This window comes from Paramicrobacterium agarici, from assembly GCF_002563955.1.
GTDB classification, from domain to species: Bacteria; Actinomycetota; Actinomycetes; order Actinomycetales; family Microbacteriaceae; genus Paramicrobacterium; species Paramicrobacterium agarici.
Genome location: NZ_PDJE01000001.1, coordinates 2,718,450 through 2,740,709 on the forward strand (window position 1 = coordinate 2,718,450; position 22,260 = coordinate 2,740,709).

At 64.6% G+C, this 22,260-nt stretch carries 26 protein-coding genes and 1 riboswitch; of the genes, 7 read left to right on the forward strand and 19 right to left on the reverse strand.

Translation table 11 applies throughout. The features are described 5' to 3' along the window. Positions 1–2 precede the first annotated feature (2 nt). Entirely contained in the window at positions 3–602 is a 600-nt protein-coding gene (locus tag ATJ78_RS13295) for a hypothetical protein (RefSeq protein WP_098408685.1), read from the forward strand. Positions 603–721: 119 nt separating this feature from the next. Then, the gene (locus ATJ78_RS13300) at positions 722–1,366 is read left to right on the forward strand and encodes a hypothetical protein (protein WP_098408686.1); all 645 of its coding nucleotides are present in this window, start codon (positions 722–724) and stop codon (positions 1,364–1,366) included. 93 nt (positions 1,367–1,459) lie between these two features. Here ATJ78_RS13300 and ATJ78_RS13305 read toward each other — a convergent pair whose 3' ends face one another. The 9 genes from ATJ78_RS13305 to thiO all read right to left on the reverse strand — a co-directional run bounded on the left by ATJ78_RS13305 (position 1,460) and on the right by thiO (position 7,689). Continuing rightward, positions 1,460–1,840, reverse strand: coding sequence for a VOC family protein (locus ATJ78_RS13305; protein ID WP_098408687.1), 381 nt, complete (start codon positions 1,838–1,840; stop codon positions 1,460–1,462). Between the two features lie 32 nt (positions 1,841–1,872). Continuing rightward, positions 1,873–2,340: an NUDIX hydrolase gene (locus ATJ78_RS13310; protein WP_169923459.1), complete on the reverse strand. Its 468-nt coding sequence runs from the start codon at positions 2,338–2,340 to the stop codon at positions 1,873–1,875. Continuing rightward, complete coding sequence (locus tag ATJ78_RS13315) at positions 2,337–2,870, reverse strand: GNAT family N-acetyltransferase (RefSeq protein WP_098408689.1); 534 nt, start codon at positions 2,868–2,870, stop codon at positions 2,337–2,339. Before ATJ78_RS13315 ends, ATJ78_RS13310 begins: the two co-directional genes overlap by 4 nt. 12 nt (positions 2,871–2,882) lie before the next feature. Continuing rightward, complete coding sequence (locus ATJ78_RS13320; protein WP_098408690.1) at positions 2,883–3,419, reverse strand: hypothetical protein; 537 nt, start codon at positions 3,417–3,419, stop codon at positions 2,883–2,885. A 33-nt stretch (positions 3,420–3,452) separates the two neighbouring features. After that, the gene (locus ATJ78_RS13325) at positions 3,453–4,040 is read right to left on the reverse strand and encodes a dienelactone hydrolase family protein (protein WP_098408691.1); all 588 of its coding nucleotides are present in this window, start codon (positions 4,038–4,040) and stop codon (positions 3,453–3,455) included. A 176-nt stretch (positions 4,041–4,216) separates the two neighbouring features. Next, entirely contained in the window at positions 4,217–5,488 is a 1,272-nt protein-coding gene (gene moeB / locus ATJ78_RS13330; RefSeq protein WP_098408692.1) for a molybdopterin-synthase adenylyltransferase MoeB, read from the reverse strand. Continuing rightward, on the reverse strand, positions 5,485–6,312 hold the full coding sequence (locus ATJ78_RS13335) for a thiazole synthase (RefSeq protein WP_098408693.1): 828 nt from the start codon (positions 6,310–6,312) through the stop codon (positions 5,485–5,487). The genes moeB and ATJ78_RS13335 overlap by 4 nt, the downstream gene beginning before the upstream one ends. Position 6,313: 1 nt before the next feature. Continuing rightward, the gene (gene thiS / locus ATJ78_RS13340) at positions 6,314–6,565 is read right to left on the reverse strand and encodes a sulfur carrier protein ThiS (RefSeq protein WP_098408694.1); all 252 of its coding nucleotides are present in this window, start codon (positions 6,563–6,565) and stop codon (positions 6,314–6,316) included. Then, positions 6,562–7,689, reverse strand: coding sequence for a glycine oxidase ThiO (thiO, locus tag ATJ78_RS13345; RefSeq protein ID WP_098408695.1), 1,128 nt, complete (start codon positions 7,687–7,689; stop codon positions 6,562–6,564). The genes thiS and thiO overlap by 4 nt, the downstream gene beginning before the upstream one ends. Further along, a riboswitch (TPP riboswitch) is annotated at positions 7,682–7,782 on the reverse strand. (Overlaps the previous gene by 8 nt.) Positions 7,783–7,794: 12 nt before the next feature. On the opposite strand from thiO, the gene thiE reads away from it, so the two are divergent. Beyond that, on the forward strand, positions 7,795–8,478 hold the full coding sequence (gene thiE / locus ATJ78_RS13350; RefSeq protein WP_211288469.1) for a thiamine phosphate synthase: 684 nt from the start codon (positions 7,795–7,797) through the stop codon (positions 8,476–8,478). 19 nt (positions 8,479–8,497) lie between these two features. Here thiE and ATJ78_RS13355 read toward each other — a convergent pair whose 3' ends face one another. The 4 genes from ATJ78_RS13355 to ATJ78_RS13370 form a co-directional block, all read right to left on the reverse strand. After that, entirely contained in the window at positions 8,498–9,040 is a 543-nt protein-coding gene (locus ATJ78_RS13355) for an MOSC domain-containing protein (RefSeq protein ID WP_434061515.1), read from the reverse strand. Positions 9,041–9,120: 80 nt separating this feature from the next. Then, entirely contained in the window at positions 9,121–10,986 is a 1,866-nt protein-coding gene (locus ATJ78_RS13360) for a BCCT family transporter (RefSeq protein ID WP_098408697.1), read from the reverse strand. A gap of 182 nt (positions 10,987–11,168) precedes the next feature. Then, complete coding sequence (locus tag ATJ78_RS13365) at positions 11,169–12,659, reverse strand: MFS transporter (protein WP_098408698.1); 1,491 nt, start codon at positions 12,657–12,659, stop codon at positions 11,169–11,171. A gap of 94 nt (positions 12,660–12,753) precedes the next feature. Then, on the reverse strand, positions 12,754–13,437 hold the full coding sequence (locus ATJ78_RS13370; protein WP_098408699.1) for an SDR family oxidoreductase: 684 nt from the start codon (positions 13,435–13,437) through the stop codon (positions 12,754–12,756). Positions 13,438–13,678: 241 nt separating this feature from the next. On the opposite strand from ATJ78_RS13370, the gene nhaA reads away from it, so the two are divergent. Both nhaA and ATJ78_RS13380 read left to right on the forward strand, forming a co-directional pair. Next, positions 13,679–15,604: a Na+/H+ antiporter NhaA gene (nhaA, locus tag ATJ78_RS13375; protein ID WP_098408700.1), complete on the forward strand. Its 1,926-nt coding sequence runs from the start codon at positions 13,679–13,681 to the stop codon at positions 15,602–15,604. A 121-nt stretch (positions 15,605–15,725) separates the two neighbouring features. Continuing rightward, positions 15,726–16,364 carry a LysE family translocator gene (locus ATJ78_RS13380; RefSeq protein ID WP_245836325.1) on the forward strand — a complete coding sequence of 213 codons (639 nt, stop codon included), beginning with the start codon at positions 15,726–15,728 and terminating at the stop codon, positions 16,362–16,364. Between the two features lie 16 nt (positions 16,365–16,380). On the opposite strand, the gene ATJ78_RS16125 is transcribed toward ATJ78_RS13380, so the two are convergent. From ATJ78_RS16125 to ATJ78_RS13400, 4 genes are all read right to left on the reverse strand, one after another. Then, positions 16,381–16,923 (reverse strand): hypothetical protein, encoded by a 543-nt coding sequence (locus ATJ78_RS16125; protein WP_098408701.1) that lies wholly within the window; start codon positions 16,921–16,923, stop codon positions 16,381–16,383. After that, a complete protein-coding gene (locus tag ATJ78_RS13390) occupies positions 16,920–17,531 on the reverse strand; it encodes a maleylpyruvate isomerase family mycothiol-dependent enzyme (RefSeq protein WP_098408702.1) in 612 nt (203 codons plus the stop codon). The genes ATJ78_RS16125 and ATJ78_RS13390 overlap by 4 nt, the downstream gene beginning before the upstream one ends. Before the next feature lie 61 nt (positions 17,532–17,592). Further along, on the reverse strand, positions 17,593–18,558 hold the full coding sequence (locus ATJ78_RS13395; RefSeq protein WP_098408703.1) for an RNA polymerase subunit sigma-70: 966 nt from the start codon (positions 18,556–18,558) through the stop codon (positions 17,593–17,595). A gap of 78 nt (positions 18,559–18,636) precedes the next feature. Next, complete coding sequence (locus tag ATJ78_RS13400; protein WP_434061499.1) at positions 18,637–19,542, reverse strand: SDR family oxidoreductase; 906 nt, start codon at positions 19,540–19,542, stop codon at positions 18,637–18,639. 22 nt (positions 19,543–19,564) lie between these two features. Here ATJ78_RS13400 and ATJ78_RS13405 point away from each other — a divergent pair, with 22 nt between their 5' ends. Next, complete coding sequence (locus tag ATJ78_RS13405; RefSeq protein ID WP_098408704.1) at positions 19,565–20,368, forward strand: isocitrate lyase/PEP mutase family protein; 804 nt, start codon at positions 19,565–19,567, stop codon at positions 20,366–20,368. Here ATJ78_RS13405 and ATJ78_RS13410 read toward each other — a convergent pair. Continuing rightward, on the reverse strand, positions 20,361–20,927 hold the full coding sequence (locus ATJ78_RS13410; RefSeq protein ID WP_169923460.1) for a putative immunity protein: 567 nt from the start codon (positions 20,925–20,927) through the stop codon (positions 20,361–20,363). The genes ATJ78_RS13405 and ATJ78_RS13410 overlap by 8 nt on opposite strands. Before the next feature lie 87 nt (positions 20,928–21,014). Between ATJ78_RS13410 and ATJ78_RS13415 the strand changes: the two genes are divergently transcribed. After that, entirely contained in the window at positions 21,015–21,623 is a 609-nt protein-coding gene (locus ATJ78_RS13415; protein ID WP_245836326.1) for an ASCH domain-containing protein, read from the forward strand. Between the two features lie 29 nt (positions 21,624–21,652). Here the strand turns inward: ATJ78_RS13415 and ATJ78_RS13420 are convergent, their stop codons facing one another. Continuing rightward, positions 21,653–22,201 (reverse strand): AAA family ATPase, encoded by a 549-nt coding sequence (locus ATJ78_RS13420; RefSeq protein ID WP_098408705.1) that lies wholly within the window; start codon positions 22,199–22,201, stop codon positions 21,653–21,655. Positions 22,202–22,260 lie beyond the last annotated feature (59 nt).

A 22,260-nucleotide genomic window follows, 5' to 3' on the forward strand; every position in this document is an offset into this window, starting at 1 on the left:
GTGTGTCGTTCTTCTCTCGTCTCCGGCGCCGCAAGCGCACCCGCGATGTGGGCCGCTATGTGCCGCCCGCGTCGACGACGCTCGCGCCCATCGAGCGTGTCGTCGAGGAAGGCGTTCTGATTGCGATGTCTTCGGTGCGCATGGCGGTCAAGAACACGCTCATCGTCAACGCCATTCGCAACGACGAGCGATTCGACATCGACAAGCTCGCCGGCTCCGCCAGGCAGCGTGTGCTTTCACTCGCCGCAGAGAACGATCAGACGGCGTCGCGGCTCGAGCGCGCACGCGGGTTCCGCAAGCCAGGGCCAGACGACGACGAAGCACATCGGAGGCGGCCGCAAGTGCATCGGATGGTCGCCGAGCGACTTCGCGAGCGGGCAGACGACGACTCTGAGATGACCGAGATCATTGAGCGCGCTCGCACGGACGCGTGGGAAGACATCGGCCGCGAAGTGCGCAAACGCGTCGGGCCCCCTGGTTTCGTTCCCGACCAGGGCGACGTCTACGACCGCATGCGCAAGAGCCGCATGAAGCGCCTCGTCGACGTCGACCTCGCGGCTCTCGCGCGCGATCAGAAGCGCGCCGCGAGGGAGAAGAGCTGACGCCGACTCTTCGTCCACACGCGGCCATCGGCACGGGCTTTCCACTCTCACACGCATCGCCCCGCTCACAGGACGGTTGAAAACGCAATACTTGCGAGACACCGTTGAGAGGAGACACGATGACCTTGCCATTTCCGCAGGTGAAGATGCCGCAGCAGCCAGCGCGCTCTGGGAAGCCATGGACCGATTCCGATTACGAGCGGCTGATCGCTGCGGTACGCAGCGGACTCGATGCTGTGCAGATCGCTGAATCCATAGACCGTCCCCAGAGCACCATCGCGTCCCGCGTACGGATGCTCTTGCCCGTGGACGTGCGACAATGCCCGAGCGACCGGGTCCTCCCTGCCGCACGTGAGGCCTTCGAGAGCGACGACTACGACTGGCGCGTCACAATTCTTCAATCACCGCCACCGCGACCGATTGTCACGCCACCTCCTGTCGTGCGGCGTGGCGTTGCCGGGCTTCAGGCCGACGACCTCGGCACCATTGCGTTCTCGCTCGCGCAGACAGGCGGAACTCGATGCGCTGAGCTGCTCGCACGCGTGTGCGCGGAAATGCCGAGCGCGCCGGGAGCGCAGGGCGTGGCAGAAGATCTCGCCATCCGATGGTTACGACGTTCAGGTGCCCTCGTTGGCCGGCATGACAGCGCCGAGTGTGCAGCACACGAATGGCTCGCGTCGGCTGACGGATGGACGCCTTCTGCGACGCTGCCACCGACAACATGGGAGTACGACTCCCACATCGGCGCTGAGTCTCCCTACTGAGTTTTGCCGCTGAGTTTGCCCGCTGAGCTTCCATTACTCGCAATCTCGCTACCGCTTGGACGGCGGGAATCGCATCGTTAGTGCTTGGCTTCGCTACGCCAGCGGAGCTTTGAGACCGACGAGGTTGCCATCGGGGTCGGCGACGACGGCATACCGGCATGCGAAGAACGTGTCGTTCGGCGGCTGCCGCACCGTCGCTCCCGCCTCGACGAGTGACGTGAAGGTGGCATCGACATCGTCCGGCGAATCGCAGTCGACGTCGATGACCGTGCTGCCCCCGCATCCGCCCGAGTACGCGCGATCCCACGCCTGAACGAACTCGGGAAGATGAAATGCGACAACGAGATCGTCGCCGGAGAACCGGGCCGCACGGTCGCCCATCGCCAGGAGCTCCCACCCCAGGTGCCTGTAAAATTCGCGCGTTCGCGTGAGGTCCGACACGATGAGATTGACCTGGACGACGCTGTGGGACATGCGCTCTATGCTTGTCGCCGAGAGCCATTCCGTCAAGCTGACGGAGGGTGCGATCCGGATGCTCGAAATCGCTCGACGATGTCGACGATGTTCGTCGGGTAAATCGTTTCGTCTGTCGCGCGCATCTCGTGAACGCTCCACCACGCCGCCTCGCTCAGCGTCCGCTTTTCCAACGGCGTCCAGCCGGCGTTCGACGATACGAAGGCGGGCACCGTCGCCGTGAAGAACAGCTCGTGCTGCACCAGATCGCGCCCGGCGAACCGAAACGACTGCACCTGCTCGAAGACGGGGCCGTCTACGTGCTCAAGAACGAGTCCCGTCTCTTCGCGAACCTCCCTCATGGCCGCCTGCACATGCGTTTCGCCCGCTTCGCATCCCCCTCCCGGGGTGAACCACCACGTGGGCGAGCCGGGAGGCTCGGGATCGGAGCCGCGCAGCAGCAGAATGCGCTGCTGCTCGTCGCTCACGATCACGCGGCCTGCCTCTCGGGGCGTCGTCACAGCACCGCAGGCACGAAGAAGCGCAGCTTGGCCTCGCCGTCGCGTACGGCTCGCGGACGTCGCGCATCGCGAACGCCGCCCGCGCGCGCGATGACGCCTTTCGAGGCAACGTTGTCGTCGTCGCACGTGATGAGCGCGCGTTCCGTGCCCCGAGCGGCAAGCTCGTGCAGTCCGCGGCGCAACAGCGCTGAGGCCACCCCGCGCCGGCGGAATCGGGGTACAACGCCGTACCCGATGTGACCGCCGACGTCGGCAAGGTAGTCATTCAGCTCGAAGCGCACCGACACGCGTCCGGCGATGCGCCCGTCGACTTCGGCGACGAGGAACGCAGCGGGCACGCGCCCCGGCGCCAGTCGCTCGCCGCGTTCGATCTCGGCAAGACGCTGCACGTAATCGTGCCACGACTGCCCCTCGACCTGCTCGAGAAGAAACGAGAAGCCGTCTGCGGCCAGCGCTTTGTGCGCCGCCTGCGCCTCTGCTTCGTCGTCGACGGCGAGGGGGCGGATCGTGACATCTGATGCTGCGAGCATGCTCTTATCTTTTCACGCGCCCTCGGGAGGATGCCGCAGAAGCTCTATTCGCTCGGTGAGATAGGCGTCAATCGGCATCGCCGCGTCGTCCCCGACGTGCGCAGACCATCGCACCCGAATGACGCCCTCGCGAAGGAACACCGGGCCGGCAGCATCCGTCAGTCCTTCTTCGGTCACGTCGATCGGCGTCGCTGTGATGTTGATCGTCGTTCCTGTCGCGAAGCCACCGCGTAGCGCGGCGCCGCGATACTCTCGGCGAATCTCCATGGACGTGGCCTGATGCTGCGGCCATCCCGGTTCGACGGCTCGCGTCGTCTCACCGGCGGCGTAGAGCCCAGCGCCGGTATCGATGAGAAGCACTCCGAGCCGCCACACGCGGGCGGTCTCGACGAGTCGTGAGTCACGGCGGAACACGAGGGCGACCCTGCGCGGGGGCACATAATCGGCGAGCGGCTCTGTGGGAACCTGGGCGTCCGACAGTTCTCGGGCAATGTCTGTCAGCTGGTTCCGCAGCGAAGCCACCGCGCTGACAGCATCCGCTTCACCCATGCACCAACGATATCGGTGCCCGTGTGCGAGAAATCAGTCCCCGTCGCGCATGTCGAGCGACGTCAGAAACGAATCGATGCGACTCATCGCGAGCTCGGCGGCCTCGTCGTCGTAGTCGCTGTGACTGCGTTCAAGAAAGAGATGGCCGTCACCGGGATACAGAAACAGACTCACTTTCTCGTGCGCGGCGTCGAGAGCCTTCGCCGCCGCTTCGTCGTCACCCACGAAGAACGGGTCGGACTCCATCGCGTGGATGTGCACCGGAACGTTGTCTGGCCACGGCCCGAAGGCGTCGGGATCGACGCAGCCGTACACGAGAACTCCGCCGCGCGCTCCAGGTCGAGTCTGCACGAGGTTCTGCGCGAAAGCGCTGCCCATCGAGAACCCGATGTACACGATATCTTCGGGAAGGCTCTGCACCTCGGCCCGGGCACGGGCCAGAAGCTCGTCGGAACCGACGGATTGAGCGAAAGCGATTCCGTCGTCGATCGAGTCGAACGTGCGGCCGTCGAAGAGGTCGGGCACATGAATGACGTGCCCCGAGTTTCTGAGAGTCTCGGCGATCGACTCGATCGCGTCTGTACGGCCGAGCACGTGGTGGAACATCACAACTTCGGTCATCACCGCTTCTCCTTCACGTTGTCGGTGTCAGCTCCGCCGCCGTCGCTCTTGGCGCGCTGAACCCTCTTCACGCTATGGCACTGGGCCGACAGTGTCGAGACGTGCAGGGTCGAGCTGTGCAGTGTCGGCTGTGCAGTGTCGAGATGCGCGACATGCATGGGTGACGTCCGGCGACGTCAGCGGGTGCCACGGCCCCGCTCCCACGCGTCGATTCCCCCGGCCAGCGAACGCACGGTGACCTGATCCGGTGACTCTGCAGCGAGCCGGTCACGTGCTCGCGCCGAGCGCACACCGCTCTTGCAGTAGAGCACCATTTCGCTGGCGCCGTCGCATACATCTGAAACCGCGCTCCAGCCCTCGCGCTCAATGCGCTCGAGCGGAACGTGCATAGACCCGGGAATCGCCGACAGCTCGCGCTCCCAGTCGTCACGCACGTCGACAACGGCGAGCAGGTCGTGAATTTCGGATGCTGCGTCGAGCCGCACCGCGAGCGAGGCCACGTCGACAGTGCTCAGGTCGTCAGTGCTCAGGTCGTCAGTGCTCAGGTCGTCAGTGCCCACGTCAGGCTCCCCGGCATCCGTCCCTTTGATGTTTGCACCCCCGGACAGAGCCGAGCATGCCTCCTCGGCCTCCCGAAGATCTGCGACGATGGGGCGCTGCGGATCCACCGTGAACTGCAAGGTGGAGTAGTCGGCGGTGAGAGCGTCATAGCGCAGGAGCCGCCCGACAAGCGGAGCGCCGATCCCGCAGATGAGCTTGATCGCCTCGGTCGCCATGGCGGACCCAACCGTGCCGCAGAGCACCCCGAGAACACCGCCCTCGGCGCAGTTCGGCACCGAATCGGCTGCGGGAACGTCGGGAAACAGATCGCGAAGCATCGGCCCTTTTCCCGGCCAGAAGGTGCTCACCTGCCCCGCGAACCGAATGATGGTGCCCCAGATCAGCGGGGTGCCCGTCAGCTCGGCCGCGTCGTTCGCGAGGTACCGCGTGGCAAAGTTGTCTGCCCCGTCGAGAACGAGATCGTGCCGAGAGAACAGCTCACGTGCGTTGTCCGCCGACAGCCGATCATTCAACGCTGTCACCGTCATGGTCGGGTCCAGGCGCAGCAGAGCATCGCGTGCCGAATCGACCTTGCGCCGCCCGACATCGGCCTCGCGGTGCAGCACTTGCCTTTGAAGGTTGGATGCTTCGACGACGTCGTCATCGATCACCGTGATCGCACCGATGCCCGCCGCCGCGAGATAGTGCAGGATCGGCGCGCCGAGACCGCCGGCGCCGATGACCAGCACCGAGGCGTTGCGCAGTCGCCGCTGCCCCACGCTGCCGAGTTCAGGAAGCGCGAGGTGCCGCGAATAGCGTTCGATCTCCCGGCGCGTCAGCGTGGGATGCGGCTCGACGAGCGGCGGGAGCGCGCCCGTCCCCGCTGCATCGGCGGCGAGCCGCGTCACAGGTCGGCCTCAGACGGACGTCGCGTCACCATGCCCTCGAAGGGCGATGAGGCGCGCGCGAGCGACCGCTTGGGAATGCGCCCGGCAGCGCGCGCGGTACGACCGGCATCCACGGCAAGGCGCATCGCCCGCGCCATCGCGGGGGCATCGTGCGCACGGGTGACAGCGCTGGCCAGCAGAACCGCGTCGCATCCGAGCTCCATCGCGAGCGCAGCATCCGACGCGGTTCCGATCCCGGCGTCGAGCACGATGGGCACCGTCGCTCGCTCGACGATGGTCTCGATGTTGTGCGCATTGAGGATGCCGAGCCCACTGCCGATCGGCGAGCCGGCGGGCATCACTGCGGCGACGCCCGCACCTTCGAGTCTCTTGGCAAGCGCAGGGTCGTCGTTCGTGTAGGCGAAGACCGTGAATCCGTCGAGCACGAGCTGCTCGGCGGCAGAGAACAGCTCGACGGGGTCGGGCAGCAGCGTCTCTTCGTCGGCGATCACCTCGAGCTTGACCCACGAGGTTCCGAGCGCCTCGCGCGCGAGCTGCGCCGTGAGCACAGCATCGCGAGCGGTGTAGCAGCCCGCCGTGTTCGGCAGCACGCGGATGCCGAGTCGTTCGAGCAGCGCGAAGACACTCGTCTGCGATGCAGCGTCGAAACGGCGGATTGCGACGGTCGTGAGTTCGGTACCCGAGGCGATGAGCGCGTCTTCAAGAGACGTGAGCGATGTCGCTCCTCCCGTGCCCATGATGAGCCGCGACGAGAGAGTCACCCCGTCGATCTGCAGAGGATCGGATGCTGTCATCGCGCTGGTCCGTGCCGTGTCGAGGGTCATGTCAGCCTCCCTGCACCGCTGTGACGATGTCGATGGTCTGCCCGCTCTCGAGAACGTGCGCGGACCAGCGGCTGCGCGGAACGACGGTGCCGTCGACGGCGGCGGCGACGCCGAGACTCGCGCCGTCCGCGGGCGTTCCGTCCTGGCCGAGGTCCCGACCTGTGAGATCGGCGACGATCTCGACGAGCGTCGTGCCGTTCTCGATGCTGTGCGGGGCACCGTTCACCGTGATGCCGTTCACGTTCGTGCTCATACTCGTTCTTCCTTTCGCGTGGCTGGAGCAAATCGATCCGAGGCGACAATGCTCAGAGTCTCGGCATCCCCGGCCTCGCCCGCCGCGAGGTCAGCCGTCAGCCGGGCTCCGAGAGGCGCGAGCAGGATGCCGTGCCGGAAGTACCCCGTCGAGACGACGCATCCGTCGTCGACGCGTCCGATCAGCGGCAGGTCGTCGGGCGATCCCGGCCGCGCGCGAGCGGTGACGTCGGTGATCTCACACTCGAGTACGCCAGGCACGACCTGCTCGATGTCGCGCAGCAGCTGGTGCACTCCCCCGGCGCTGATTCCGGCGAGTTCGTCTTCTCGCGTCGTTGCTCCGAGCACGAGGCTCCCGTCGGTTCGCGGCACAAGGTAGACGGCGCGTCCTCGAACAAGAGCGCGAATGGTGCGCGTCACGAGCGGCTGAAGTCGCTGCGGGGCGCTGAGGCGCACGACATCGCCCCACACGCGGCGCACGGGCACGTCAGGCATCCCCTCGATGGAGCCGGTGTCAGCGCCCGCGCAGATGACCACCTGGTCCGCCTGAATGTTCTGCCCGTTGTCGAGCGCGACCCCTCTGGTGCGACGTCCGTCCGAGACGAGCGCCACGGCATGGCGACGCACGATGGAGCCGCTCATGAGCGCGATGAGAGCCGCTGTCACTCGGCGAGGGTCTATCGAATGATCGCCACCGATGCGCACGGCAGCGGACACTCCGGGGCCAAGCGCCGGCTCGAGTGTGCGCGCGCTCGTGCCGCTGATGAGTTCAACGGTCTCACCGAGCGAGCGCTGCAGCGCACTGAGCTCACGCAGGCTCGCCATGTCAGCGACATCGGCGGCGCACACGAGCGTCTCCGTCTGCGTGTACCCGAGATCGTGACCGGATGCCGCCGCGAGACGTTCCGCGAACACGGGGTACTGGTCGGCCGACGCCCGCATCAGCGGGTGCAGCGGTGATTGTCCCCAGACCACCTCCGAGGCCGGGGCGAGCATTCCGGCCGCCGCGTAGCTTGCGCCCTCCCCCGGGCGTGGATCGACGATCGTGACCGCCCAGCCGCGGTCCGCGAGTGTCCACGCGGTCGCGAGACCGATGATTCCCGCGCCGACGACGACAGCATGCATGTGCGTTTCTCCCTCCGGCGGCATGATCCGCATCAGGTCTGGCGGTCGGCACGTGGCCCTCTCAGCCTCAACGAGGCTCCCGCGAACTTCCTCTACTCTAGGCACATGCCCACGAATCTGCGACCCGTGACCCTGCACGACGACGCGGTCCGAGCTGCACGGCAGCGTGCTCTCGAGAAGGCGCGGCTGTACGTGTGCACCGACGCTCGTCGCGATCGCGGCGATCTCGCCCGGTTTCTCGACTCCGCCTACGCCAACGGGGTCGACGTCATTCAGCTGCGCGACAAATCACTTGAGGCGCGCGATGAGATCGAAGCACTCGAGGTGCTCTCGGCGGCTGCCAGACGGCATGGAAAGCTCTTCGCCGTCAATGATCGAGCCGACGTTGCAGCTCTCGTCGGCGCCGACGTCTTTCACGTGGGGCAGGGTGATCTCTCGAGCGAGCAAGCCCGTGCGCTACTCGGGCCCGATGTGATTCTCGGCCGTTCAACCCACTCCGTCGGGCAGGCTGAGGCGGCAGACGACGACGCCGACATTGACTACTTCTGCGTCGGCCCGGTCTGGGAAACCCCCACAAAGCCGGGCAGGGATGCTGTCGGCCTCGATCCCGTGCGGCGAGCTGCCGAGTCCGCCCAGAAGCCGTGGTTCGCTATCGGAGGCATCACCGGCGGCGCGCGCCTTGACCGCGTCGTCGGAGCTGGAGCGCAGCGCATTGTCGTCGTTCGCGCCGTCACCGACGCCGACAATGTCGGCCGGGCAGCCCGGGCGCTTCGCGACCGGCTGGAGTAACAGCTCCGCGGTGCCCCGATCAGACCGGCGTGAGCGGATAGTGCGGCTCGGGCGGCAGCGTCACGGTGATCTCGTCGCCGGAACGAACGACTCCTCCGCGAGAGACGATGCCCATGACGCCCGACAACCGCACGGTCTCGCCGTCGTCGTTCGTGAACAGCACTTTCTTGAGCAGCCCCGGCTGAAAGTCATTGATCTGAAAGCACGGATTGCGCAATCCGGTCACGGTGATCACCGCGTCGGCGATCATCAGCCGAGTTCCGACCGGAAGCGCGAGCACGTCGACACCGCTCGTGGTGATGTTCTCGCCGAGGTCACCGGGCACGACGCTGTATCCGTCGCGCGCGAGCTGTTCGAAGAGTTCGCGATGCATCAGATGCACTTGACGCATGTTCGGCGTCGACGCGTTCTTCTTCACTCGCGAAAGGTGCTGCACTGTCGTGCCAGAGTGCGCATCGCCTGCCACGCCGATTCCCTCGACGAGCGTGATCTCGCCGACCGTCGGCTTGCTGAATGAGTGTGTCTCGCTCTGGTGAACTCCGACGACCGATGCCTTCACGATGTCCGCCTCCTACGCTCTTCTATCGCACGCCACGCGGCCTGCGCCGTGGAGCGCCGAGGCGCGTCCACGGGCGCGGGCAGTCATTGCTCTCGCGCGTCGCTGCCAGGCTGTTCGTCGTCGCGCTTCGCGGCCGCGGCATCGTCGTGCCCTCTGCTGTCGTCGATCTTCGCGGCCTCCCGGCGCGCTGCTTCGTCGAGGTCCGCTTCGATCTCCTCGGCCTCTGAGGTCGTGAGCTCGAACGCCCCCTCGTGCTTTTCGACGGCGCTCGAGACGCTCTCGACGAGAACGTGTCGCGCAAGCTGTCCACGCAGCACAAGCGGGTCTTTCGAGAGGTCTCTCCACAGGGCGATGCACAGCAGAAGCATGACGATCACGAACGGCACGGCGGACACGATCGTAATGTTCTTCAGGCCGTTGAGCGCTTCGGCGGGATTATCTCCGCCGGCGAGCAGCATGACGGCCGCGACTGCACCGGTCGCGACGCCCCAGAACAGCGTGAGCTTCTTCGTCGGCTCCTCAGCTCCGTTCTCTGACAGTCCTGCCATGACGATTGAGGCCGAGTCAGCTCCCGTGACGAAGAAGATCGCGACGAGGATGACCGCGATCACCATCAGCACGACAGTGATCCAGTCGGGAACAGGCATCTGGCCGAGGAAGTCGAACAGAACAGTGTCGAAGTCGATGTTCGGCGCGCCGTCGACGATCTGCGCGAGCATCTGAGATTTGTCATTCGCGGCTTCAGCACGTTCCTGCAGCCCGATTGCTCCGCCGCCGAAGATCGCGAACCAGATGATCGAGATCGCCGAAGGCACGAGCAGAACACCCGTGACGAACTGGCGCACGGTGCGACCGCGGGAGATGCGCGCGATGAAGAGCCCCACGAAGGGCGTCCATGACACCCACCAAGCCCAGTAGAAGATCGTCCACGTCGACATCCACTCGGCGACGGCAGGCGCATCGCTGGCCGGCGTCCGCGACGCCATCTGCGGAAGATCGCCGATGAACGCGCCGATCGTGTCGGGAATGACGTTGAGAATGAACAGCGTCGGGCCGCCGATGAAGACGATGACCGCGAGCAGAATCGCGAGCACCATGTTGATGTTCGACAGCCACTGAATGCCGCGCTCGATGCCCGAAACGGCAGAAGCGACGAACAGCGCCGTGAGCACGGCGATGATGATCACGAGCAGGCCCGTGCCCACGTTCTGCATGATGCCGGTCGATTCGAGGCCGCCGCCGATCTGGAGCGCTCCGAGACCGAGGGAGCACGCGGAACCGAAGAGAGTAGCGATGATGGCGAGGATGTTGATGACCCTGCCGCCCCAGCCATTCACGACCTTGTGGCCGAACAACGAGGTGAACATCGACGAGAACAGCTGGCTGCGGCCGAGCCGGTATGTTCCGTAGGCCATGCCGAGGCCGACGATCGCGTACATTCCCCATGGATAGAGCGTCCAGTGGAACATTGTCGTGCCCATGGCGGTGCTGACTGCCTGCGGAATCTGCCCGTCGACGGTTCCGGGAGGCGGCGACATGTAGAAGAATAGCGGTTCGCCCACGCCATAGAAGATGAGCCCGATGCCCATTCCCGTGGCGAACATCATGGCGATCCATGACGAGGTCTTGAATTGCGGCCCCTCGCCGTCTTTACCGAGCGGAATGGCGCCGAAACGGCTCGCGGCCACCACGATCACGAAGACGGTGAACACCGTCGCCGCGATCACGAACAGCCAGCCGAAGTTCTTCATCGTGCCGTTGAGGGCCGCATCGGCCACGGTGCCGAGGCCTGCGGGTGTGACGAAACCCCAGACGACGAAGGCAACCGCGAGAACGGCGGCAACGCTGAATACGATCCAGTCCGTGCCGTGCTTTTTCTCGTGCTTGCGCCGCTTGGCGCTCTTCTTCAGCTGCCGGATCAGGTCTTCGGTGGAATCGAGGGTGCTCATGTTCGTCCGCCGGGCCGGGAACGGACCGCGGCTCCTCGTCCTTCCGTGATGTCACAGTGACTGCTTTGGACAGTTGACCACACTATCGCCACTGGCAGCCGTGCGTGGAATCGGGAGGCGTACTCGGCGAAATCGGTGGCGAGATGCAGGATGCTGGGCTCACGCACCCGAGTCCCGGATGGTCAGAACGTGGCGCCGTGCGACCGAGCACGATAACGCAGGTCGGCAATCGCGACGATGAGCGCGGCGATCACGACAACGCCGATGAGCGCGAAGCCGATGGCCATGGCGACTGGCCATTCCGTAAAGGCAAGTGAGGCGAAGACCGCCGCGGTGATCACCGCGATGCCCACCGAGGTTCCGATCCTCTGACCGGTCTGCATGATGGCCCCGGAGCTTCCGGCATAGTTCAACGGCACGTCGGCGAGTGTCAGCGTTTGGTTAGGGCTGATCACGACGCCTTGAGCCGTTCCGATGAACGACAGCGACAGCAGCATCCACCACTCGCTTGCGGCCCCGATCTGGTTCAAGAGCACCACGGCGACCGTCGATGCCAGGCCGAGCAGGGCGATGAGCAGTCCGACGACAACGATCTTTCGCCCGTAACGAGCGACCCTGCTGCCTGCCCAGTGCGCCGAGAATGCCGAGAGAATGGCCGACGGAATGCCGACGAGCCCCGCTTCGAAAGCTGAGTGACCGAGTCCGTCCTGCATGTAGAGCGCAATCAGCACCCAGACGCTCGTCATGCCGAGAAAGTAGAGAGTGACGATCACGGTGCCGTTGGCGAAGCTGCGGGTTGCAAAGATCTTCAGATCAACCATCGGACTGTGCCCGCGACGTGCGTAGCGACGCTCCCACATGATCCATACTGCGACGAGCAGAACGCCGGCCGGCAACAGCAGCCAGATGAAGCCGGACACGCCCGTCTCGACAAAGGGAAAGAGCAGCGACAGCACGGCGAAACCGAGAAGCAGGGCTCCGACGATGTCCATAGAGCGGCTGCGCCGCGCGGGCACCTCCGCGTCGACCGGTGCAGCCTGGCCGCGGCTGATCAAGGGCCGCGGAAACCAGAGGAGCGCCAGAATGACGGCGACGATGCCGACGGGGACGTTCACGAGGAACGTCAGCCGCCAGCCGATCTCGTGCCCGCCGAGGTTGATAAGCAGACCGCCGAGCACGGGGCCGATGGCGACTGAGACGCCAACGGCGCTGCCGAAATAACCGAACGCCTTACCGCGTTCCGCCCCGCGAAAATAGTGCTGGATCATGCCGACGCCCTGCGGATTCAGCAGCCCGGAGCCGATGCCCTGCACAAACCGGGCGACATTGAGCCACTCGGCGTTCGGGGCAAGGCCGGCAGCGATCGAGGATGCTGTGAAGACGATCACGCCGACAATGAAGATTCCGCCGCGCCCCATGACGTCGCCTGCGCGACCAGCCGCCACCAGAACGATCCCGAACGTCAGCGCGTAGCCCGAGAGCACCCACTGAATGTCGGATTGTGACGCTCCGAGTCCGCTCTGGATCGACGGCAGCGCCACGTTAACGATGCTGACGCTGATGAGCGACATGAAGATCGCGACGAGAAGCACCGCGAGAATTCGCCACCGAGCGGGGTCAGGTGACTCGCCCTTGGCATCGTTCCCCGCGTTGATTGTGCTTCTCGCCGACATAATCCTCCGTGTGCGTCCACCACCTGCCAACACATTGTGCAGCTATTTATTCCGGTTCGCTGGCTCCCCAGCGTGGCCGGCGCGGCAGGTTCCGTCAGGCGAGCGCGTCGGAGATGGCGGTGTCCCCGTCGAAGAAGTTGACGGTCTCGTTGACCGCCGCGTTCTGCGCGATCACGTAGGTGATGACCTCGGCGACGTTCTCGCGCGATGTGACCTTCTCATCGGCAGACAGCGTTTGCTTGATTCCCTCACCGGTTTCATCGGCGAGGACGATCGTGCCCGATGCCGGTTCGAGCGTCAGTCGTCCGGGCCCGAGGATCGTGTAATCGAGGTCCGTGCCGCGCAGGTACTCATCGGCATCGTGCTTCGCTTTGGCGTAGGGATAGAACGAATTGCCGGGTTCGAGGTTGTCAATGTCGACAGCAGCTCGAGCGTACGAGACCATGACGTAGCGATCGACACCGGCCTTGAGCGCGGCGTCCATCGTTCGAGTGGCAGCGTCGAAGTCGACCGCAGCCGTGCGCTGCGGATTACCTCCGCCTGCCCCGGCGGAGAAGACGACGGCGTCGGCGCCAGCGAAGGCCTCGGCGAGTGCATCGACATCGGCGCTCTCAATGTCGAGAACCACAGGTTCGGCTTCGGCACGGTGAACATCGTCGCTCTGCTGAGGGTCACGGATCAACGACTCGACGCGGTACCCCGCAGCGGCCAGCTTTGGTGCAGCGAGCAGGGCGATCTTGCCGTGTCCGCCGACGATGATTACTCGCTTGTCGGTCATGAGTTCCTCCTTCTGCGCCGAGCAGCGCGGTCGTCAGTGCTGCCGGCTGGTGTGCGCCCCCGACAGCATCCGTCTCCAAGGTCAACCTATCGCCGAGGACGTTATTCCGTCAGACTTTCGCCATCTCGGAATAGTGACGCGCCGTTTCGCGCTACGTAGTGTCATGGCGGGCCGCGTCGGTCGTTCTGCATGGCCTCCCCGTCAGATCCAGCGCTAATCGAACGAGCGGAAGGCTCCCGCGATGAATGCTCCCCAACCGCCCACGACCCCCGCTCAGCATCCTGACTTCGGCCTCACCGTCATCACGCGTTCGCCCGACCCGACCCAGAGCGGCGCGACACCGCCGCCACGCCCGCCTCTGACGGAACGCATTCAAGCCATGGGCCAAAGCCGGCTTGGCGCGCTGCTCCTGCTGGTCGCAACGATCATTGCCGTCATCTGGGCGAACGTCTCGTACGCGTCTTACGAGCAGGTCTGGGGAACGCACCTCGTGATCGGACTCGAAGACCTGCAGCTCAACTTCACCCTGCACGCATTCGTCAATGACGCGATCATGGCTGTCTTCTTCTTCACCGTTGGCCTCGAAGTCCGCCGCGAGTTCGCCATTGGGGAGCTCACCACCTGGTCGCGGGCCATGGTGCCCGTCGCAGCCGCGATTGCCGGGCTCGCTGTTCCCGCACTCCTCTACGTCATCATCGCCACTGGAACGGGTGCCGAAGAAGCATGGGGCGTGGTCATCTCAACCGACACGGCGTTCCTCGTCGGCGCACTTGCGCTTGTCGGGCCCCGGGCGCCAGGGCGTTTACGTGTGTTTCTTCTCGCCATGGCCGTCGTCGATGATATCGGCGCGCTCGCGATCATCGCGCTCATCTATACCGACGACCTGCAGATTCTTCCCCTCGCGATCGCGGCCGTCGGGCTCGCGGGAATCTTCTTCACCCGCTACCTGCGCGCTGGGCGCGGGCCGACATACGGCATCCTCTCGGTCATCGTGTGGCTCGCCTTTCTCGCATCTGGCGTGCACCCGACTCTGGCGGGAGTGGCCATTGCGCTTCTCGTGCCGGTCTACCGTCCGAATCGCCGAGACGTCGAGCACGCACTCAGTCTCACACAAACATTCCGCCAGTCCCCCAATTCGCAGTACGCTCGCGCAGCGGCGAACAGCCTGCGCGAGTCCATCTCGATCAACGAACGGCTCCAATCCGCATACGCACCGGTCATCGCATACGCGATCATTCCGCTGTTCGCGCTGGCGAACGCCGGTGTGAGAATCAATGGGGAAATCCTCGCCGATGCGGTGCGCTCCCCGATCATGTGGGCGATCGTCGTCGGCCTCGTCGTCGGAAAGTTCGTCGGCATCTTTGGCATGGTCTGGCTCACCCGGGTCTTTCGCGTCGGCAGTCTCGGACCCGGCCTGACTCTTCGGCGCATCGCGGGAGGCAGCCTGCTTTCGGGAATCGGCTTCACGATTTCACTGTTCATCGTCGGCCTGGCGATCAGCGATACGGAGGTGCAGAACATCGCGCGGGTGGGTGTGCTGACAGCATCCGTCATCGCGTTTGCTGCTTCTGCGCTTTTCTTCCGCATCTCGGAGCGGTCCACTCCCTCGTCGGATATCGGACACACCCTGGTACGCCCCGTCGACCCTGCCCGCGACCACGTCTACGGGCCGGAGGACGCGCCATACACGCTTGTCGAATACGGTGATTTTCAGTGCGAGTTCTGCCTCAAGGCGACTGGTGCCGTGCGAGAGGTGCAGCGTGAGCTCGGCGACAACGTTCGATACGTCTGGAGGCACGCGCCGCTTTCCGCGTACCATCCCAATGCTGTTGCCGCGGCCGAGGCGTCTGAAGCAGCGTTTCGTCAGGGCAAGTTCGGCGAATTCATGCGCAGTCTCTTCGCCGACCAGGAGCACCAGCAACCCGCTGACATGTTGCGCCGTGCCGACGAACTGGGCCTGGACATCGACAGATTCGAATCTGACCTCAACTCGGCTGAGGTTGCGGCTCGGGTTCGCGACGATGCGTTCGACGCTGAGGCGATGGAGATCTCGGCGGTACCGACGTTCTTCGTCAACGGAGTGCGTCACGTCGGCCCGTTCGATGCTGCGTCGCTCATCCGTGCGCTCGAATCGACGCCACCTTCGTCCGCCCATTCCCGGTCATAGCTGCGGGCAAACGCGGCGCGCTGAAGTGATGACTCTCACCGAAAGCGCGCGCTGGATGTTCAGCGACCCCTCACGCCGGGAGTAGCGTTCAAGCGGTTGCACCGTCGAGTCAGGAGGCCACGTGCTCGTCAGCTGGACCGCCATACTGGGCGTAGCGCTCATTGAGCTCGGAATGGTGCTGACGCCGGGACCGAACATGATCTACCTGGTCTCCCGGTCGATCTCCCAGGGAACGCGAGCGGCAATGATCGCGTTGGCCGGAACAGCTGTCGGTTTCTTCGCCTACCTTGCAGCCGCCGCGCTGGGGCTGGCGACCCTGTTCGCCGCTGTTCCAGCGGCGTTCGTCGTTGTCAAGATTGCCGGTGCCATCTACCTCGCCTACCTCGCATGGCACATGCTGAAGCCCGGCGGGCGCTCGGCGTTCGACCCCGTGGCTATCGCTCCCGTCCGTCCGCTGCGCCTCTTTGGAATGGGTCTCATCACGAACCTGCTGAACCCGAAGATCGCGGTGTTGTATGCGGCCCTGCTGCCTCAATTCATTAATCCGGCCCAAACGATCTGGGTTCAATTTCTCATTCTTGGCGGCGTGCAGATCGTCATCGGCGTCGTCGTGAACGGCCTGATCGCCGCGAGTGCGGGACGTCTCTCACGGTTCCTGCGAACGCGACCGGTGGCCATGCGTCTTCAGGGATGGCTTTCGGGGACGCTCCTGGCCGGGTTCGCGGTCAAGCTCGCCTTCGAGAAACAACCCGCACAGTGAGCACATACTCACGCCTCTAACGCGGGTCGTGCCACTCGCGCTCCCCTTCAGCGAGTGCCTCGGTGAGCAATCGCATCGCGCGCGGACCTACTCCATGTAGCTTTGCAACCTCAGACGGTGACGTCTCGGCGACCTCATCGAGAGTCGACAGTCCTGCCGTGAGAAGCGCCCGTGTCGCGGGAGCGCCGAGTGACCGAGGCAGGTCACCGGCATCCGACCCCGTCTGCTGAGCCTCTATCAGGCGCTGTGCCAATCTCTTGGGCGCGCGCCACATCCATGAACGGACTACGAGGTCATTCAGGTCCTTCCCCGTCACCAGGGTGAGGGGAACACGGATGCCGATAGCGCCGCCGTTCTTCTCGATCGCTTCGCTGCCCGAATGTGCTTCGAGTACGTGACCGACCTCGTCGGGCGACAGCCTGACCTGCACGATGTCAGGGGAAGCAACGGAGACGAACCCTCGTCCCCGGACGAAGAACGCCGTCATCCCGAAGTGGGTGCCTTCCGTCACCTCCGGCAAACCCAGCGCAGTCTGACGCAAGTGAGCAATCGTGGTCATGCTGCCTCCCGTACATCGTCCAATCGGCGGCGCCCCGTCACGACGAGAACGAGCAGGTGCACCGGTAGCCGAATCACCGAGCCGTGCCCGACCGTTGCATCAGCATCGTCCGCTTCCAGCCGGACTCCGGTCAGGTCCACTCCAAAATACGTGAAGTTGCGGTCGTCAGCCGCGCGCAGCATGAGGGCGAGCCGTTCCGCGGGTGCATTCGGCAGCCCGAGCGCGACCGTCACATCGAGACCATGGATCAGCTCATGGCTGAGGGCGCCGGCCGGACCACCTCCGGGCGGCTGCCAGCGGCTGTCGGCGTGAGACTGCCACAGCTTCAGAAGCTCTGCGTCTGACAACTCAGAGGTGGCGCCGAGAGCATCCTGTTGTGCAAAGCGATCGAACTTAAAGCCGTGGCGCAGCATCCCGACGAGGTACCCAAGAGGACGTAGACGGTACGGCATCGTGAGGTGGGCGACGACCTCTCGAATCCGCCAGCCGTCGCAGAGTGAGGGCGCAGACCAGTCGTCGTCGCCAAACTGCTCCGCCAACTCGATGAGGCGATGGCGTTCGGCCAGCGTCTCCGTCATCAGCATGTCGGTATCGGGGGTGGTGGTCATGCGCGTCTCCTCACGCCTCTGCGGAACTGTCACCTCCGTATACGGGCGCGGGCGACGAAAATCATCGCACCGCAGAAGAATGCGGGAAAACATCGGGAAGGCCGAAATCGGCGAAACGATCACCCATGCCCAGAAACGTGGTTGTTCGCGCAATCTGCCCGTCCCGCGCTTCGACGGCGATGAGTGCGAACGGTCGCAGCACGTCGTGCTCGTCAGGTCGATATTGACCGAGTCCCGGTGCTCCGTTGACGTCGACGACAATGAATCGGTCGCGGGCGCAGTCGTCGGTCGCTCCCATGAGAGTGGCGATCGCGGAACCGCCCCTGATCCACCAATCGAATGGCGGCATACTCGTTCTGGCGTCAGCACAGAGCAGATTGGTGAGTCCCGCGACGTCGTGCGATTCGAAGGCGTCTACGTAGCGCTCGAGAAGCTCAACCTGGGGAGCCGAGAGTGCGACAGCATCCTCGATCTCACGGGCATCGGCGAGACGCGCCCGGGCACGTTGAAGTGCACTGGTTACCGAGGCCACCGAGGTGTCGAGAATGTCGGCGCACTCGGCCGCCGAGTAGGCGAGCACGTCGCGAAGAACCAGGACCGCGCGCTGTTTCGCCGGGAGATGCTGAAGCAGGGCGACGAACGCGAGTCGCACCGTTTCGCGCTCGACAGCTGTGTCTGCGGGGTCGTCGGTGCCGAAAAGACGAGCGCCGGGCACCGGCTCCACCCAGCGGTGCGGAGGCAAGGGCACTCCGAGATCGTCGCCGTCCATGTGCTCGGGGCCGCCAAACAGCATCCGACGATCTGCACCGCGAAGGCGATCGAGGCAGATGCGCGTCGCGATCCGATACAGCCAGGTGCGCAGGGCTCCACGGCTGGGATCGTACTGATCGCGGCGTTCGTGCGCCCTGATCAGAGTGTCCTGAACGGCATCCTCGGCATCTGCGGCCGAGCCAAGCATGCGGTAGCAGTGGCGGATGAGCGGCTGCCGAAGGGACTCGAGCTTCTCGGCCGACACGATCCCGTCCATGACCCCACACTAATAGGAGGCCGTGTCAGGAGACAGTCGCAACGGATACGGTCAGTTCAGAGCCGATTTTCGCGGCGCTCAATTGGTGAAGCTCGTGGCAGCAAGGCGTTCGGAGAGGTCCCACACCCGCGACGCATTCTCGGCGCTCCGTAGCGGCCGATACAGTGCGTGCTCGGAGGGAGCGCCACCAAGATTCCCCGGTCCGCTAGGCCCGTAGAGGGCGCCCGACCGAGCCTGCGGGTCGGTCGCGGCCATCAGCGCCGGGAATTTAGCCGTCTCGACAGTACCTAAGAGAATCCCGCGTTCAGAAAGCCAGCGGATGAGCCTTGCCCGCGGCGTATCCTTGCTGCGGCCGAGTTCAGGTCGCGCAGTGAGAAGATTCGTCGGCGCGACGCCGGGATGGGACAGGTTGCTACTGATTTTCCAGCCATTCGCGCGGCTGCGCCGGTCGAGCTCCAGCCCGAACAGACCGAGCGCGATCTTCGACTGACTGTACGCGCGTGACGCGTTATACGTGCGTTCCCAGTTAGGGTCCTCCCAGTTGATCGCTCCGCCCCGTGCTGCAACGCTGACCTGGGAGGTCACGCGAGCATGTCCCGCTTTCAGCAGCGGGAGAAGCCATGCCGTCAGCGCGAAATGTCCCAGGTGATTCGTGCCGAACTGGAGCTCATGCCCGTCTTTCGTCGTCTGCCTGCTCGGAGGGGTCATGACGCCCGCGTTGTTGATGAGGATGTGAATTGGCTTGCCCTCTTCTATGAGTGCACCGCCCAGTCTCGCTACCGAATCCAGTGACGACTGGTCAAGCGAGCGTAATGAGACGTTTGCATCGGGAAACCGCTCACGGATGCGCACGACAGCGTCCTCGCCCTTGCGGACGTTGCGAACGGGCATGATCACTTCAGCATCCTCATACGCCCTCGGAAACGCTGTCTGAGATATCGCTTTGGGGACGACAGCACTCGAGCAATCGGCTGGTTGACGCACTGACCGCTGCTACAGTGACGGCATGACGCAGACTTTGGACGGACAGAACGCGTCGCAGGCCGTTCGAGCCCGAACGCTCTCAGCGCTGCACGCCGCGCCCGAGATCTTACGCGTGGTAAACGTGTGGGACGTCGTGTCGGCCAAAGCGATCCTTGCTCTTCCCGAGACCCGAGCCCTTGCCACTGCGGGTCATTCGATTGCGGCGAGCTTCGGCTACGCCGATGGCGCGATTCCGCTCGACGTCACCCTCGATATGGTTGGCCGAATCGTGGATGCTGCGGGTGACGTACCCGTCTCAGCGGACCTTGACGATGGTTACGACGATCCGGCCGAGACTGCTCGCCGCGCGATCGACGTCGGAGTTGTCGGCGCGAATATCGAGGATCGGCTTCGGCCGCTTTCGGAGTCCGTGGCGCGTGTCGAAGCAGTCATCGCAGCGGGTAATGCCGAGGGCGTCCCCTTCGCTTTGAATGCGCGTACCGACGCGTTCCTGCGCGCCAACGGCCGCCCTGAAGAAGAGTCCATTGCCGACGCGATCGAGCGCGGACGCGCATACATTGGCGCAGGCGCCGACATCGTCTTCGTGCCGGGAAAGCTTTCTGCCGACGTCGTCCGTCAACTGGTGGAGGGCATTGGCGAGCGCAAGGTCAGTGTGATCGGAGGTCTCCCTGGTGCACTCACCGGCGCGGAGTACGAAGCGCTCGGCGTCGGCCGCGTCTCGTACGGACCGACGACCCAGCGCGTCGCCCTCACCGCTCTGCAAGACCTCGGAGCGAGTCTCTACGCGAACGGCCTGATCCCGGAATCGACGCGCGACCTCAACTGATGCGGCCAGCAAGTTGCGGTTCCGGCGACCCACCATTCAGGTGAGCTTGGATTTCGCGAATCACCGAGCCCACGATCCCTCGTGTCAGGAGTCCGGGACCGAGCGGGCCTGACGTGTCCGTTCCCAGAAGCGGCAGGCGTCGAAGCACGTCGCGCTCATCGTTTGTGAGATGAGCCAGTTGCCACTGCACTTCTTTCTGCGCTGCGTTGCGCTCACTAGGGTTCGCGAGCGAGACGGCCTTCGCGGCATAGGCTGCAGCGCCCAGCGCATGCGCACCCATGTGAGCGACGGCCGAGGCCTGTGCAGCCGATCTGGCGGCTGCCGCGCCAGCAGGCGATGTCGCGGTGCGTGCTGCTTTGACGGCGAAAAGGCGCTGACGAATCTCTGCGGCAGCGGTGCTCTCACCATTGCTGAATGCGCGTGTGCGGGCGACAGCATCCTGTACCCGATCGTCTGGACTATCGGCTTCGAAGAGGGGAAGCACTCGCTGCGCACAAGCGGCTGCCCAGCGTGCGATCGTTCGCCGATCTGTCTCAGTGAGTGTCTGAATCGAGGTCACGACAGAATCTTGTCACGCCGACTGGTCGATCACGTGAGGGCTCCAACCACAGTTTTTATTTCAGTGTCAAAATCCACCGGCGAGACCATGCGCGTGCTCAACCGGCAAGACGGTCTCATGAGCAACTCCCCTCCGCCTGATGCCTCCGCACCGACCGCGGCCGACTTCTCTCGGGCACGGCAGATCGAACGATTCTGGGAAATGTGCAGGGAGTATGCGGCTGTCGAAGGCTGCGTCTCGAAAGAATCGGCGGCACCGCCCGCGTGGTCATTTGGCGATTCCCCGGAACTCGCCGATCACTTGCTCGAGCTGACGCTAAGAGGAGACAAGACAGCGACGGCGAGCGCCAAGTGGGAGTACGAGGCCGAAAACGAGCCTCTACCCGAACCAGGCGATCTCTCGATCGTGCTGGATAGTTCGGGCGAGCCACGCGCGCTCATTCGAACAACCGAGGTCATAGTCGTCCCGTTCGATGCCGTGTCGGCGGAGCAAGCTTACCTCGAAGGGGAAGGTGACCAGTCGCTGGAGTACTGGCGCGCCGAGCACGAGCGGTGCTGGCGCGGCACGCTCGCGCACACGTCATACGAATTCGACGCCAAGATGCTCGTCGTCTGCGAACGGTTTGAACTGCTCTACCCGAGCAGTGAGCATACGAACAATGACGGAAGGGTTTCTGACTTGGGGTCCAGAGCTTAACGCGGAATTGGTCCGGGTTCCGCAGCCGGTCAATCTCTGCCGCGTTTAGCCGGTTCCCACGACAAAACTTCGGAGAGCAGGTCCTCCTTGGGGAGCGCACTATCTAACCGAAGAATGGGTTGGCGGAGCTGCCCGAGCCACGCCTCGTGGGCCGCGCGACTGCGCCCCTCGAACTCGGGGTCGTCGTAGCCGCGCGCCCATTGCAGGAACGTCGCCCAGGCAGCTTTGTCGAAATCCGCCCCAGCCCTGCGATGCAGCTCACGAGCTTCGAGCCGGCGCAGGCGTTCGACTGGATCCAGAGTCAGGAACACCACGGCGGCGCACTCGCGGACAATGTCCTCGCCCCAGTCAACCACCGACCCGGAAAGCACCCATGCTTCCCGGGGCACGAACACATCCCGCATCAGTGCCCGGCGTTCTTCCGCCGGCCGCTTCTGCTGAAACGGCGGAGACGTGGGCAGCCAGAAGTAGTCGTCGGCATCTGCATGTGGGACTGCCCAGTGGTCCGCTAGAGCCCGACCAAGAGTCGTCGTCCCGGAGCCGCTGGCACCCAGCACGTGCACGCGCGATCGCTTCACAGCTGGCCCCCTGGTTACTTCCTCGACATCTCCTGGTTGATCATGTCTCCCGCCATGTT